This is a genomic window from Hymenobacter sp. BT188 (genome assembly GCF_014333585.1).
Lineage (GTDB): Bacteria > Bacteroidota > Bacteroidia > Cytophagales > Hymenobacteraceae > Hymenobacter.
In genome coordinates, this window is record NZ_JACSCW010000005.1 from 26,076 (window position 1) to 40,221 (window position 14,146).

Genomic DNA, 14,146 nt, shown 5'->3' on the forward strand with positions numbered 1-14,146 from the left:
TATGCAAAACGCTATTCTTCAACTAGTCCACCAAGCGCACGCGTTGAGCGAGACCGCGGCCGTAGAAGCCACCGACCCGCTGGAGCGCAAAAAGCTTATCCTCGCCGACCTGTCTTTGCACTTAGTGCAGGCTGCGTTACGTCAGCCGCAGCCCCAGCCCGCCGAGCTACGGCGCTACTTATTCTCAATACTCACCCTGTGCGATAGTTTTGTACCCGACCTCGACCTAAAAGCATTGGCCGAAGTGGTGCTTCCTTCTCAATCAGGTACTTCGGCGCCCGTGCAGTAGCTGGCATTGGTATTCAGGGTGGAATACTGACAGCTTCCAAGGCCCTAAGAGGAGCATTGGTTATAGTAAGAAATGAAGGTGAAGTGTACAGAGCAAAGACGTGGAAAACTAAGCGTCAGGCAACTACGGCCACTTAGTCGGCAGAAACGTAGAAGTCAGGTAGAATAATTTCTATCTCTCACTCCACCCTATTCTCTATGCCTCGTTTCCTATTTATCCTTCTCCTGTTTGTGTCGGCTGGCCTGAGTGGGCCGGTATTGGGCGCGCAGCAGCCCCCCGATGGACTGCCGCCCCGACCTACCCCTTTTCGCTTCGTAACTGACCAAGCGCAGCTTCTCTCCCCCGCCGACGCCAAAACCCTGGAAGGCGGTCTGCGGCGCTACGCCGATAGCACCGGCACCCAGATTGTTGTCGTGACGGTGCCCACGCTGGGCGGCCGCACGGTGGCCGACTACGGCCGCGCGCTAGGTGAAGCCTGGGGCGTGGGTCAGCGCGGTAAAAACAACGGCATTGTACTGCTGCTTTCCGGCCAGGAGCGCCAGGTCACAATTCAGGCGGGCAGTGGGCTGCGCGCTCAGATTACCCCGGAGCTGACTAATCGCGTTATCAGCCAGGAAATGGCCCCCAGCTTCAAGCAGGGCCGCTACTTTGCTGGTCTGCGCGCCGGCCTCAACTCTCTGATGCTGGCCGCCAACCCTAACTATGCCCCCGATGGCAAGCAGCAGGCAGCAACTGCGGCGGTTCCGGGAGCAGCATCACCGGGTGCTACGGCAGGGCCAGGACTCATGACCGATGAATCAAGCCTGAACAATGAGCTGCCCGCGGCTTCCGAGCCAGCCTCCGAGCCTTTTCGACCTTCTGCTGCGTCGCCTGAGCCTTCGTCTCCGGGGCTGGGCATGGGCACCATAGCCATTGGAGCTTTGGTGATTGGCGGCATCCTGTGGCTGGTGATGCGGATGTTTCGGCGCAAGGCTCCGGCCGCGCCCCGAACTGTTTATTCCAATGAGAATCAAAGCCCTACTCAAACGCCTGACTTCCTGGGCACCCAATCGGCTGGCGGTACCCAAGCCGCGAGGCCGGTTGGCAACTACACCCGTGGACATGCGCGCCAGCCAGCTCCTGATTTTCTGGGCACCGGCACCATAAACAGAGGCGGCGGTGGTCTGAGCAGCGGCATGGGGGGCATTTTGGCAACGGGCGCGGCCGCCGCGGCTGGCGCTTACCTGGGCAATCGGATGGCCTCGGGCGGACACACTGACCACGCTGGCAACAACATCGCGAATCCCAATAATAACGCGCCTCAGAACCTTGACCCCGCCAACACCTACGCCGCCGGCGCGGGAGGTGCGGCCTCTTCCGGTGGCTTCCCGGCGCTGGAAGGCACTGGCAATGTGGAGGAAACGAACCCCGATTATTTCTCCGACTTACCCGCCGATAGTTCTGAGCCCGACTTCTTCTCCGCCGATGAGACGTCGTCCTACGACGACACCGCTTCCGATGACACGGGCGGCGCTGGCTTCGACGACACCAACAATAACAGCGGTTCCTGGTAAGCGTTTCGGAAGTTTATCTTCAGCAAAAAGCCCCCCAAACGTGTTTGGGGGGCTTTTTTGTTGTAAACTATTCTTGGGCGGCTCTTATAATCCGCCCGCTGCCAGCGTAGGAACTACCGCTACTGGCACCGAGGTATTGATTGCGGCCACCTGCTGGCTCTGCTTGCCCAACCGAACTTTCACATTACGCACAGCTACTTCTTCGTTTTCCCCATTTGATTTCACGCGCAACGTGTACCGATAGCTGTCTTTTCCCACCTTCAGGCACATTAGGTATTCGCCGGGCTGCAAATTATCAAAGTTGAGGCGGCAGTAATAATACGATTGGTCAAACGCTTGATCGAACAGCTTCTGGCCAGTGATGAGGCTATACACTTGTAGCTGCCCGTGTTGCTTGGCCAAATTCTGGGTGCGCACCTGGAAGACGGTGGGTTCTACTTTATCAATGCTTACGGGTTGCTGCTGCGCTACAGCAGGGCCGGCGAACAGGGCACCACCAAACAAGAGCACACCCAAGGTGGCCCGACGCAAATAACCCAAAGTAGAGGTTGCCGGCTGGGCTTGAGCTGACGCAGGCTTAGAAGCAAAACGGGCGGCGAAGGCGGCGGCGGAAGTGAAGGAGCTTTTCATGATAAAAAGTTTGGGGTTGGAAATGATGGATACTTTACCAGATACACCGCTTAACAGCGGCTATTTCCTTCTATGATCACCCTGTTGGTTACCGAGTCCATTGCTGGAAAAAGCAGCGTGTGTGCGGTTGTGAACAGTTGAATTGTAGAGGCATAGATAAATTTCCAACACCCGTGCCATTTATATAAATTATTATAAAACAGATACTTATAACAAATATACATCGAACACCTCTCCTGAAAACTGTTCGCTCCCGGACAGAGCGTTCGATTTCGAACTAGGCGGAAGAGCTATTATTAATGGCTTCGTAGAAAAACTAAATGCGTGGGGAGCGGGCATTACTAGGGCGCGTGCCCGGCGCCCGCCTTACCCCACAAGCGTCGTCTCTATGTTTGCGCTTATTACTTTAGCCCGCGCGTCGATACTACCTATACTTTATGCAGGCAACTACTACCCCGGTTCTCAACCCTCCGCTTCATCAGGTACCCGTGCTGGAAACGGCCCGCTTGCTTATGCGGGGGTACAAACCCAGTGATTTTGAGCAGTATGTGGCCATGTGGGCCGACCCCAAGTTTTACCGCTACCTGACTCCCCGCCCCATGGTGGAGGAAGAAGTATGGGCCACTATGCTCCGCAGCATTGGTCACTGGGCATTGATGGGCTACGGGTTCTGGGCCATTGAGGAAAAAGAAACCGGTGCCTTTATTGGTGCCGTTGGCTTTGCTGATCCCAAGCGCGACATCGTGCCCCCAAACCACGGCACGCCCGAGATTGGCTGGGTGCTGGCTGCTCACGCCCACGGCAAGGGCTACGCTACGGAGGCCGTAGCGGCGGCCATTGCCTGGGGCGACGCGCACTTTGGGCCCATGCGCACCGTGTGCATTATTCATCCGGCCAACAAAGCATCCTTGCGCCTGGCTGAGAAGTTTGGCTACCTACCCTACCATCGCACCACGTACAAAGATCAGCCTACGGTGATGTTAGAGCGGTTTGGCAAGGAATAGGCAACTACTGCTGCATCTGCTATTGCATATAAATTCATCATGAAAAGCCCCCCGGGAATAATTCCGGGGGGACTTTTTTATACTGGCTTACTGGTTACGTGCCCCACGTCGGAGCTTCTGCCATTTTTCGGGATATTCACTCATGTATCAGGGAAAATATCAGGCGCCTTGACAAGGTAAAAAGTTAGTTGATACGTCGTATAGCTTACGAATGGCCTCCTGCCACAGGCGTGGGAGCAGCTTCCTTATCTACATCTACAAGCGGCTTTGCAACGGCGCACGCTGCCCTAATTTCTATTCTTTCTTTCGTATGCTACCTATTCAGCAGCAGGTGTATAGCTACCTGCCCATTAAGCCCACGTTGACAGCCAAACCTTCCAACGATTCCCGCTTTAGCGAGGACTTGGGTATGGATCAAATCGACTTTTTTGAGTTGGTTATTCGCCTCGAAAATCTCTACCACGTCCGTATTCCCGATACAGAGTTGGAGCAAGTAAAAACCGTGCACCAGCTCATCAGCTGCCTCAACGATCAGTTGGTAGGGCAAAAATGGGGCTGCTCGCTGCTTATGGCCTAGACTACTACGCCTGCATGCTGACGCATTTGTGCTTGCTCCTGAGAGCGACTTTTCTCTGCATTCCTCCTTTCGCTAGAAACTGAACCCGACGTATACCAGCTACTTACCGCAGGCGACCAAACACCTGCTGGCTTCGGTGGTTATGCAGTGTATCACTCTCCCTTTTAGCTGAAATTGCATGGAATCATTAACAGGAAAAGTTGCCCTTGTAACGGGCGCAGGTAAAGGAATTGGACGCGCGGTAGCCTTAGCGCTGGCGCAGGAAGGCGTACATGTGGGCTTGCTGGCCCGCTCCGAGGAGCAGCTTCAGGCCGTTGCCGCCGATATTAAGAATCTGAGGGGCAAAACTGCCGTAGTCGCCGCCGACATCACCGACCGCGCCGCCGTGGAAGCTGCCGCTGCTCGTGTGGAGCAGGAGCTTGGCCCCATCGATATTCTTATTAATAACGCTGGTATCGGCACTTTCGGCAAGTTCCTGGACTTCGACCCCACGGAATGGGAGCGTATTATTCAGGTAAACCTGATGGGCGTGTACTATGCCACGCGCGCCGTATTGCCCCAGATGATAGCCCGCGAGACCGGCGACATCATCAATATTTCGTCTACGGCCGGGCAGCGCGGCGCAGCGGGCACCAGCGCCTACAGCGCCTCGAAGTTTGCCGTCATGGGTCTCACCGAGTCGCTGATGCAGGAGGTGCGTAAGCACAATATCCGTGTGTCGGCGCTCACGCCCAGCACCATTGCTACCGAGCTGGCCGTCAGCAACAAGCTCACCGATGGCAACCCCGATAAAGTAGCCCAGCCTGAAGATCTGGCCGAGCTTATCATCGCGCAGCTGAAGCTCAACCGGCGGGTGTTTATCAAGGAAGCCGGTATGTGGTCGACGAATCCGTAGAGAGACCTTTCTTAACTTACTAGTCTTTGAGTCGAGCGCTTCTGCACGCGCATTAATTTCTACACCGGCATCTAAGCCTACATCTACCGCGTAAGAAAAAGCAGCGCTTCAGCTTCGACCTACGCGAGATTCTCGAACGAAAAGCCCCCCAGCCGCTACTCATAAGTGGCTGGGGGGCTTTTTCTAACCTTCTCATCCTTACGCTTTTCTCATGGATATGCACCACATCCGGCGCGGTACCGGCCAGCCGCTTTTACTATTACACGGCATCGGCGGCAGCTGGCGCTCCTGGCAAACCATCCTCGACGGCCTTACTGCCGAGCGCGACGTAATTGCTGTAGACTTACCAGGCTTCGGCAATACACCCCCTCTGGATGGGCCAGTCACCATCGGCACGCTAGCCGACGCGGTGACGAACTTTTTGCGCGCTCAAAACCTACTGGGTATCGACGTGGTGGGCAGCTCGATGGGCGCGCGCCTGGTGCTGGAGCTGGCGCGCCGGGGCGGCGTGGTAGGCGCAGTCGTATCTCTGGATCCGGGCGGGTTCTGGGAAGGCTGGGAGATTCCGGTCTTTTATCATACTGTGGCCGTCTCAACCAAGCTAGTGCGTGCCTTGCAGCCGGTAATGCCGCAGTTAACCGGCAACAGTGCGAGCCGCACGGTATTGTTTGCCCAGTTCTCAGCGAAACCCTGGAAAATTGCCCCCCATGTAGCCTTGGATGAGATGCGGACCTTCGCCAACGCACCTTCCTTCAATGAGCTGCTGTACAGCCTGGCCTACGGTGAAAAGCAGCAAGGCGCGCCGCGAGGCACTATCACGGCACCTCTCATCATTGGCTGGGGCCGTCAAGACAGAGTGTGTTTTCCGAGCCAGGCCGAGCGGGCGCTAGCCAAATTTCCGGATGCTCGCTTGCGCTGGTTCGACAACTGTGGGCACTTTCCGCAGTGGGATCAGCCCGAGGAAACCACTCGCCTGATTCTGCGCGCTACTAGCGGCCAAACCATTGCGGAAGCAGTCGAAGCGCATGAAACTGTTGGGGCTTCGCCCCACCGCCTGAGTACTACAGCCGCCGTGTTGGGCATAGTGGCCCTTGTAGCGGGTGGTATCTGGTTGGCGGGCCCTAAAAGACGCTAACAGGTTGTGGCCCACGATAAAACCTCATTTTTACCGTGGGCCACAACTTTTTATTCAGCTACTGGATAAAGTGCGGCCGGATCAGGTTTTCGAAGGTGAAGATTTCGTCCCATTTGGCTTGAGTCAGGAGCTGGCGCTCGGTCACGGCTACGTCATACACCGATTTGCCGGTGTGCAGGGCTTCTTTCGCAATTTCGGAGGCGGTTTCGTAGCCCAGCACCGGGTTTAACTGCGTAACGATGCCCACACTATTGCGCACCAGCCGCTCCGCGTGCTCTTTGTTGGCCGTAATACCCACTACGCACTTCTCGCGCAGGGTGTGGCAGGCGCGGGTCAGGTAAGAGATGCTGGTAAACAAGGCAAACGAGATAACCGGCTCCATCACATTAAGCTGTAGCTGGCCCGCCTCGGCGGCCATCGTCACGGTCAGGTCGGCCCCGATAACGTAGAAAGCCGTCTGGTTGACTACTTCCGGCACTACGGGGTTCACTTTGCCGGGCATAATGCTGGACCCGGGCTGTAAGGGGGGCAAATTTATTTCATTGATGCCCGTGCGGGGGCCCGAGGACAGTAGGCGCAGGTCGTTGCAAATCTTGGACAGCTTCACGGCCGTGCGCTTCAGCACTCCCGATAGCTGCACGTAGGCGCCCGTATCGTAGGTGGCTTCAATCAGGTCGCCGGCCAGTATCAGGTCGAGGCCCGTAATCTGGCGCAGGTGCTCGGTTACGGTTTCGGCGTAGCCGGCCGGCGCGTTTACCCGCGTACCGATGGCCGTGGCGCCCATGTTAATCTCGCTGATCAGGCTGCGGCTGTCTTCAATGCGCAGCAGCTCCTCGCGCAGGTTGGTCGCAAAGGCTTTAAACTCGTCGCCCATGCTCATGGGCACGGCATCCTGGAGCTGCGTGCGCCCCATTTTAAGCACATTCCGAAACTCGACGCCTTTTTCAGCAAACGCATCGGCCAACTGTCCCAGCGCGTGGCTGTAGCCCACCAACTTATTGCTCAACGCAATACGAAAGGCCGTCGGGTACGCGTCGTTCGTTGATTGGGAGCAGTTGACGTGGTTGTTGGGGTGGCAGAACTGGTACTCTCCTTTCTGCTTGCCCATCAGCTCCAGCGCCACGTTGGCAATCACCTCATTGGCGTTCATATTCACCGAAGTGCCCGCGCCGCCTTGAATCATATCGGTGGTAAACTGGCTGTCGAACTCGCCGGCGGCCACTCGGTCGCAGGCCCGCACGATGCACTCGGCAATGGTTGGGTCGAGCACGCCTAAGTCGCGATTGGCCAAGGCAGCAGCCTTTTTTACATAAGCCAGCGCCTGTACAAACAGCGGCTCCGACCGGAGTGGAATACCCGTGATGTCGAAATTTTCCAGCGCGCGCAGGGTCTGAATACCGTAGTAGACATCAGTCGGGATGGCCCGTTCGCCAAGAAAATCGTGTTCGAGTCGGGAAGTTTGCATAGTTGGGTGGGGTGGATTTCTAAGGGTAGCTTGTCTACGCAAAGTAACGGAGGAGGTCGGCAATTGTGTGGCGCGGCGCGCTACTGCCTGTGTTCTATCAGTTAGCAGCCCGAAAGCGTTAATAATCTGGTTACAATGACAAACTGGAAGGACTTATACTACTTACAAACGGGCACCCCGCGCCAGCAACTAGCCTATGCCACCTTGCAAAAACTAGGCGTACTGACCACGCTGCGCCATTTTGATCCGGTGCTGGCCGGCACCATTCCGCTGGACATTGACATTGCCGGCAGCGACCTCGACGTGCTGTGTGCCGTAGCTCCTGCTGAGGTGTCTTCTTTCGCTGAGCTGCTCCGCTCCCACTATGCCCACCTTCCCGAGTTTGCGCTAGCGCAGAAAATCATCAACCACCGTGCGTCGGTGGTGTGCCGCTTTCGTTACCAGGAGTTTGAGGTGGAGATTTTTGGGCAGGATTGTCCTACGGAAGCTCAACACGCCTTCCGGCATATGGTCGTGGAAGACGTGGTGCTGCAAGCCGGGGGTGAAGCGTGGCGCAGGGCCGTGCGCCAGCTGAAAGAAAAAGGCCTGAAAACGGAGCCTGCCTTTGCGACCCTCTTGCAGCTGCGCGGCGATCCATACGAGGGCTTGTTGACACTAGAAGGCAAAAGCATAGAGGAAATTCGCATGTGGATAGCTAATCTTCCCGCGCCGCTTGACGTAGGTTGATGTCCAGCGTTCCACCTCATCTTATAGCTGCCAAGCAGCATTCTTTTCTAGTCCTTCTCCTATGACTCCACGCCCCTATATCCTTGCCGAAACCACCTGGCAGCAGGTGAAAGAAACGAAGTACGAAGTAGTGGTGCTGCCCTGGGGCGCCACCGAGGCGCACAACTACCACCTCCCCTACGCCACCGACAACTACCAGTGCGACTACGTGGCGGCCGAAGCGGCCCGCAAAGCCTGGGACCGGGGGGCAAAAGTGGTGGTGCTGCCCACCATTCCCTTCGGTGTGAACACTGGCCAGTTAGATATCACCCTCGATATGAACCTGAATCCCAGCACCCAACTACTCATTCTGCGCGATATGGTGCAGGTGCTGGCGCGGCAGGGCATTCCGAAGCTGGTGGTGCTGAATGGCCACGGCGGCAACGACTTTCGGCAGATGCTGCGCGAGCTGCAAGCAGAGTTTCCGAGCGTTTTTCTCTGCACGCTCAACTGGTTTAAGGCCGCCGACCGCAGCCAGTTCTTCACCGCCCCAGGCGACCACGCCGATGCTATGGAAACCAGCGCCATGCTGCATATTGCCCCCCAGCTAGTTCGTCCGCTATCAGAAGCTGGCGACGGCGCATCCAAGCAATTCAAAGTCAAGGCCTTCAAGCAAGGTTGGGCGTGGGCGCAGCGCGAGTGGAGCAAGGTATCGGCCGACACGGGCGTGGGCGACCCAGCTGAGGCGACCACCGAAAAAGGCCAGGCGTTTCTAGAAGCGGTGACCACTAATATTGGGCAATTCCTGGTAGATCTGGCCGCCGCCGACCCGCAGGACTTGTACGAATAGATGGCGCCGCTATCTCGTCTGCCGAACTTTGTGCAAGTTTGAGCCGGCACCACTTCCGCCCTACTTTTTGATCTCATGAAGTACTTACTCCTGTCACGTCGCACGCTGCTACTGGCCACCGTTTTCTGGGCGCTGGGCTTTGCCTTACAGGCCCAACCAACTATGAAAGAAGGCTATATCAGTGTGCCAGGGGGCAAAGTTTGGTACAAAATAATGGGAGCCGACAAGCCGGGAACGCCCTTGCTGCTCCTACACGGCGGGCCGGGGTCGGGGAGCGGCAGCTTCGAGGGCTTTGTGGCCTTGGCCGATGAGCGGCCCGTCATTATGTACGACCAGCTAGGCTGCGGCAAATCGGATAAACCGGATAATCCGCAGCTGTGGACCTTGGAGCGGTTTGTAACCGAACTGGAGCAGGTAGTAGCGGCGCTGGGCTACCCGAAGTTGCATTTACTGGGTCACTCTTGGGGCGGCACGCTGGCCACCGAGTATTTGCTCACCAAAAAGCCCCCCACTGTCGTCAGCCTTATTCAGTCGAGCCCATTGCTGGATACCAAGCGCTGGGTGCAGGATGCGGAGCGCTACATTGCTCAGCTCCCGCCCGCTCAGCAAAAGGCGATGCGCCTGTATGCCGCCACCGATGAGCCCAGCAAACAAGCGTATAAAGAAGCAGTTACGCTCTACAACCGCCAGCACCTGTACCGCAACGGCCCAATGCCGCCAAATCCAACGTTCGGCATGCAGGTATACGAAACCATGTGGGGACCCGACGAAGCCCAAGCCACTGGCTCACTGAAAAACTACTCCCGCGCCAACGACCTCAAAAAGCTCACGGTGCCAGTGCTTTACTTATGCGGCCGCTACGATGAAGCTGCTCCCGCCACGGTGGCTTATTTCCAGAAGCAAACGCCCAATTCGCAGTTGGTAGTCTTTGAAAATGCTTCCCACAAGGCTTATTGGGAAGTGCCGGAGCAATACTTCCAGACTGTTCGGGCATTTTTGCGCAAGCAGAAGTAAGCCGTATTTCTATTCTGTTAAACCCAGAAAACGAGTAGTAGCAGTCTGCGTAAAGGGCTGCTACGTATGCAGGTCTACTCGTTCCTTTGGTCAGTCGTTATTCACTTATGCAGCAGCCCCGCTCTACCGGCAATTCCAAGGTTATCCTCTTCGACGTAAACGAAACGTTGCTGGACATGAGCAAGTTGAAAAACGCGCTCATCAAAGCCTTCAACAACAAAGCAGCTTTTCAGCAATGGTTTGGGCTGCTGCTACAGTATTCATTGGTCGATACGGTGACCAACCACTACCACGACTTTCGCACCATCGGCGACGCGGCCCTGGATATGACGGCCAATATGCTGCAGGAAAGAACACTGAAGTCGGCCGAGAAGCATAAGCTTTTGGCTCTCATGACAGAGCTGCCGGCGCACAAAGACGTGCCCGAAGGTCTGAAAATGCTCGCTAAAGCCGGTTATTCGCTGGTGGCGCTTACCAATTCCACGCGCAGCGTGCTCGACGAGCAGCTGCGCTACGCCGACATCATTCATTACTTCGAGCAGGGCCTGAGTGTGGATGATCAGCGCCGCTACAAACCGCAGCTCGACGTCTATCATACCGCCGCGCGCCAGGCCGGAGCAGAGCCCACTTCCGCTACCCTGATTGCCGCCCACGGCTGGGATATTGCGGGTGCGCTGCACGCCGGACTATCGGCGGGGTTCATTACCCGCAAAGGCCAGACGTTGTATCCGCTGGCGCCATCGCCCACTTATCAAGGGAAAACACTGCCGGAAGTAGCCAAGCAGATTATCGACCAAAAAGCCCCCCAGCGGCCTTAGCGCCGTTAAGCTTGCATCAGCGAATCCCGGGTTTGCGCTTGACTGAGCCACTCCATCGCATCGCCCTCGTTGCTAAAGAAAGACACGGCAAAAGGCTGATTGTCGGAACCATCGGGCACTTCGTAGCCGGGCCCGTTGATAATGGTTTCCAGCAGCGTTGGACTCGTGAGATAAGCCACGTACAGGCGACCGCCCAGCTGCGCAGCCATATCCAGAAAGTACTCGGTGAACAACCAGCGGGTGATGGCCGGATCGTTGAGCGTACGCCGCCGGATATCCTGTAGCCAGAAGCGGCATCCGGTAGCTAATGCACTTTGGGTAAGCTGTTTATACGTATGAGGCAACGCCTCCACCGGAGGTTGGTAGCCCCAGCGCCCGACGAACAGGTTCAGGTCGGATCGGTAGGTAGTTTCGAGCAGATCGGGTAGCTTCTCAGCGGCCATAATTGCGGAATTTTGGAGGGCGAATATAGCCGTCATCAGGTAATGCGTCATGACTCTGAAGCCCGTCCAAAGAATCACTTATGCAGAGCAATGCGAAGTCTTTCGATTACAGTTGTTTCCAAAGAACGTCATGCAGAGCACAGCGAAGCATCTCGCCTGCTGACGTTGCAAGAGTAATTCAACGAAGCGAGCGAGATGCTTCGCTGTGCTCTGCATGACGTGCTATTTATCTGCACGATGTGCTATTTATAGAAGGCAAAAAAGCCCCCCAATGTTATGTTGGGGGGCTTTTTTATCAATTACTAACACAAAACGCTACCAGATCTTGGCCCGGTCAGCTTCGGCGCGCACCATTTTCTGGCCGGGTTTGCAGCCGAAGGCTTCGTAGAACTGCGGCATGTTCATGAGCGGGCCGATGGTGCGGTATTGGCCCGGCGAGTGCGGATCGGTGAGCACTTGCTGACGCAGGGCCTCGGGCCGGATGTTGGTGCGGCGCAGCTGCGCCCACGACAAGAAAAAGCGCTGCTCGGGCGTGAAGCCGTCGATTTTGGGGCGCGGGCCGTTGCCGTACTTCTTCTGCAATTGCTTTTGCAAAGCGGCGTACACAATGGTGAGGCCGGCGAAGTCAGCCAGGTTTTCGCCCATCGTCAGCTTGCCGTTTACATATACCGAGTCGAGGGGCGAGAAGGCGTCGTACTGTCGGCCCACGATGGCGGCGCGCTTCGTGAAATTCTCGGCGTCCTCTTTCGTCCACCAGTCGCGCAAATTACCCTGGGAGTCGTACTGCCGGCCCTGGTCGTCGAAGCCGTGCGTGATTTCGTGGCCCATCACGCCCCCGATGGCGCCGTAGTTCACTGCGTCATCGGCGTTAGGGTCGAAGAAAGGCGGTTGGAGGTAGCCGGCCGGAAACACGATTTCGTTCATCGGCGGGTTGTAGTACGCATTGATGGTGGGCGGCGTCATGCCCCACTCATTGCGGTCGATGGGTTGCCCGTACTTCTGCACGTTCTGCTGGTAGTTCCACTTGCGGGCGTTCAGCACGTTTTGCAGGTACGAGTCGCGCGAGATGGTCAGCGCCGAATAGTCCTTCCACTTATCCGGATAGCCGATTTTGACGCGCAGCGCGTTGAGCTTTTTCAGGGCTTCAGCCTTGGTGGCATCGCTCATCCAAGTGTTGCTCTGTATGTGCTCCGCCATCGATTCCTTCACATTGGCCACCATATCTAGGGCCTTTTGCTTGGCTTCGGGCGAGAAGGCTTTATCCACGTAGAGTTGGCCAAAGGCTTCCCCCAGGGTGTTATCGGTGGCGGCCAGCATGCGCTTCCAGCGTACCGGCTGCTGCTTGGCGCCGCTCTGTACCTGCGCAAACCGGAAAGCTTCGTCGCTGTACGCTTTGGGCAACGCCGACGTTACGGAGCTCACTAGCTGCCATTGCAGATAGGTTTTGAGGTCAGCGAGCGGCTCGGTTTTCAGTACGGCGTTCAACTCCTGAAAAAACTGCGGCTGCCCAACAATAACCTCCTTGGCGGCTCCGAGCTTGTTTTGGGCCAGAATAGTAGGCAGGCCAACGGCGGGAAACTGCTGGTGGAAGGCCGCCACCGTCATCTTATTGTAGTTGGCGTTGGGGTCGCGCAATTCTACGCGGGTTTTGGAAGCTTTGGCGAGCCGGGTTTCCAGGCGCAGAATGGCGGCGGCTTTCTTGGCGGCCGTTGCGGCTGGGTCGCCCATTAGCTGAAACGTATTGGTCATATACGTTACGAAGGCATCCCGCACGGCCTTCGAGCGCGCGTCATCCTTCAGGTAATAGTCGCGGTCAGGCATGCTCAGCCCGCCCTGGTTCAGGTTGACGGCGTACACGGTGCTGTTCTTGCGGTCGGGCGAAACGCCGGCCCGGAAAAAGGCCCCCGTGCTCAATTGATGCTGAGTGGCTACCGTAGCGGGCAGACTCTTGAGGTCTTTGGTAGCGGCAATGCGTGCCAATTCAGGCTTCAGGGCAGCGGTACCAGCCTTCTCGATAGCCATTGAATCCATGCCGGAGGCGTAGTAATCGCCCACTTTCTGAGCATTACTGCCTTTCTCGGCGCTGGTGTTGGCCGCGGCTTCTTCCAGCAGCTGGCGCAGCAGGGCCTGGGTGCGGTCGCCGAGCAGGTTGCGCGGCCCCCAGCTGGAAGCGTAGGCCGGAATCGGATTGTTTTTAAGCCAATTGCCGCCCGAAAACTGAAAGAAGTCTTCGCAGGCGTCCACCGATCGGTCGATGTCGGCCACATCGATACCGACGCCTTTAATGCTGGGCTGCTCAGCAGCGGTAGCTTCTGCCGTAGCGGTAGCAGCCGCGGTGTCGGTTGGGGGGGTGCTGGTAGCGCAGCCGGCCAGCAAAAGAGCGGCGGTGGCAGCCAGAGTTCGGGGAAGCGTGTAGTAATGAATTTGCATGCGATAGAATAGAGGTGACAAGGTTTGGATGCCGAATGAGGTCAGGGAAAGACTAAGTGACGCGGCGCGGGCTGCATATTCCCCGCAGGCAAATCCTGCATACGAGGCTTTAGTGATTTACAAAGAAAGCCTTTTACCGTGGCCCGTAACCCAACGGCAGAAAGCACTGGTGCTAGGACGAAAAAAATCGTGGCGCCACTCACTCGTCTCGTAGTATCACTTCGCGGCTTCTTCACCAATCGTAACTTCACGAACCGTCAGTTACCGTAAACTTATCGGGCTGCTGTCTGGTACTTCTTCCCGCAGGCCAACTCGCCACTTCACCACTGACTTTTTCA

Annotated in this window: 14 protein-coding genes; 10 read left to right on the forward strand and 4 right to left on the reverse strand. The window is 56.8% G+C overall.

Translation table 11 applies throughout. The annotated features are described in order from the left end of the window. Nucleotide 1: 1 nt before the first annotated feature. Together H8B13_RS14870 and H8B13_RS14875 are read left to right on the forward strand one after the other, a co-directional pair. The gene (locus tag H8B13_RS14870) at nt 2-289 is read left to right on the forward strand and encodes a hypothetical protein (protein WP_187311618.1); all 288 of its coding nucleotides are present in this window, start codon (nt 2-4) and stop codon (nt 287-289) included. A 197-nt stretch (nt 290-486) separates the two neighbouring features. Next, a complete protein-coding gene (locus H8B13_RS14875; RefSeq protein ID WP_187311619.1) occupies nt 487-1,842 on the forward strand; it encodes a TPM domain-containing protein in 1,356 nt (451 codons plus the stop codon). A gap of 84 nt (nt 1,843-1,926) precedes the next feature. On the opposite strand, the gene H8B13_RS14880 is transcribed toward H8B13_RS14875, so the two are convergent. Then, the gene (locus H8B13_RS14880; RefSeq protein WP_187311620.1) at nt 1,927-2,472 is read right to left on the reverse strand and encodes a hypothetical protein; all 546 of its coding nucleotides are present in this window, start codon (nt 2,470-2,472) and stop codon (nt 1,927-1,929) included. Nucleotides 2,473-2,909: 437 nt separating this feature from the next. Between H8B13_RS14880 and H8B13_RS14885 the strand changes: the two genes are divergently transcribed. From H8B13_RS14885 to H8B13_RS14900, 4 genes are all read left to right on the forward strand, one after another. Beyond that, nucleotides 2,910-3,476, forward strand: a complete 567-nt coding sequence (locus H8B13_RS14885) for a GNAT family N-acetyltransferase (RefSeq protein WP_187311621.1) — start codon at nt 2,910-2,912, stop codon at nt 3,474-3,476. 310 nt (nt 3,477-3,786) lie between these two features. Then, the gene (locus H8B13_RS14890) at nt 3,787-4,053 is read left to right on the forward strand and encodes an acyl carrier protein (protein ID WP_187311622.1); all 267 of its coding nucleotides are present in this window, start codon (nt 3,787-3,789) and stop codon (nt 4,051-4,053) included. 178 nt (nt 4,054-4,231) lie between these two features. Then, nucleotides 4,232-4,948, forward strand: a complete 717-nt coding sequence (locus H8B13_RS14895) for a 3-ketoacyl-ACP reductase (RefSeq protein ID WP_187311623.1) — start codon at nt 4,232-4,234, stop codon at nt 4,946-4,948. Nucleotides 4,949-5,159: 211 nt separating this feature from the next. Next, nucleotides 5,160-6,083 (forward strand): alpha/beta fold hydrolase, encoded by a 924-nt coding sequence (locus tag H8B13_RS14900; RefSeq protein ID WP_187311624.1) that lies wholly within the window; start codon nt 5,160-5,162, stop codon nt 6,081-6,083. 58 nt (nt 6,084-6,141) lie between these two features. On the opposite strand, the gene aspA is transcribed toward H8B13_RS14900, so the two are convergent. After that, the gene (aspA, locus tag H8B13_RS14905; RefSeq protein WP_187311625.1) at nt 6,142-7,548 is read right to left on the reverse strand and encodes an aspartate ammonia-lyase; all 1,407 of its coding nucleotides are present in this window, start codon (nt 7,546-7,548) and stop codon (nt 6,142-6,144) included. A 135-nt stretch (nt 7,549-7,683) separates the two neighbouring features. On the opposite strand from aspA, the gene H8B13_RS14910 reads away from it, so the two are divergent. The 4 genes from H8B13_RS14910 (at nt 7,684) to H8B13_RS14925 (ending at nt 10,935) form a co-directional block, all read left to right on the forward strand. Beyond that, entirely contained in the window at nt 7,684-8,274 is a 591-nt protein-coding gene (locus H8B13_RS14910) for a DUF4269 domain-containing protein (RefSeq protein ID WP_187311626.1), read from the forward strand. 61 nt (nt 8,275-8,335) lie between these two features. Next, a complete protein-coding gene (locus tag H8B13_RS14915) occupies nt 8,336-9,103 on the forward strand; it encodes a creatininase family protein (protein WP_187311627.1) in 768 nt (255 codons plus the stop codon). A gap of 75 nt (nt 9,104-9,178) precedes the next feature. Then, nucleotides 9,179-10,117, forward strand: coding sequence for a proline iminopeptidase-family hydrolase (locus tag H8B13_RS14920; RefSeq protein ID WP_187311628.1), 939 nt, complete (start codon nt 9,179-9,181; stop codon nt 10,115-10,117). Nucleotides 10,118-10,224: 107 nt separating this feature from the next. Further along, complete coding sequence (locus tag H8B13_RS14925; RefSeq protein ID WP_187311629.1) at nt 10,225-10,935, forward strand: haloacid dehalogenase type II; 711 nt, start codon at nt 10,225-10,227, stop codon at nt 10,933-10,935. 5 nt (nt 10,936-10,940) lie between these two features. On the opposite strand, the gene H8B13_RS14930 is transcribed toward H8B13_RS14925, so the two are convergent. Together H8B13_RS14930 and H8B13_RS14935 are read right to left on the reverse strand one after the other, a co-directional pair. Continuing rightward, nucleotides 10,941-11,378: a hypothetical protein gene (locus tag H8B13_RS14930; RefSeq protein ID WP_187311630.1), complete on the reverse strand. Its 438-nt coding sequence runs from the start codon at nt 11,376-11,378 to the stop codon at nt 10,941-10,943. A 315-nt stretch (nt 11,379-11,693) separates the two neighbouring features. After that, entirely contained in the window at nt 11,694-13,808 is a 2,115-nt protein-coding gene (locus H8B13_RS14935) for a M13 family metallopeptidase (protein ID WP_187311631.1), read from the reverse strand. Between the last annotated feature and the right edge of the window lie 338 nt (nt 13,809-14,146).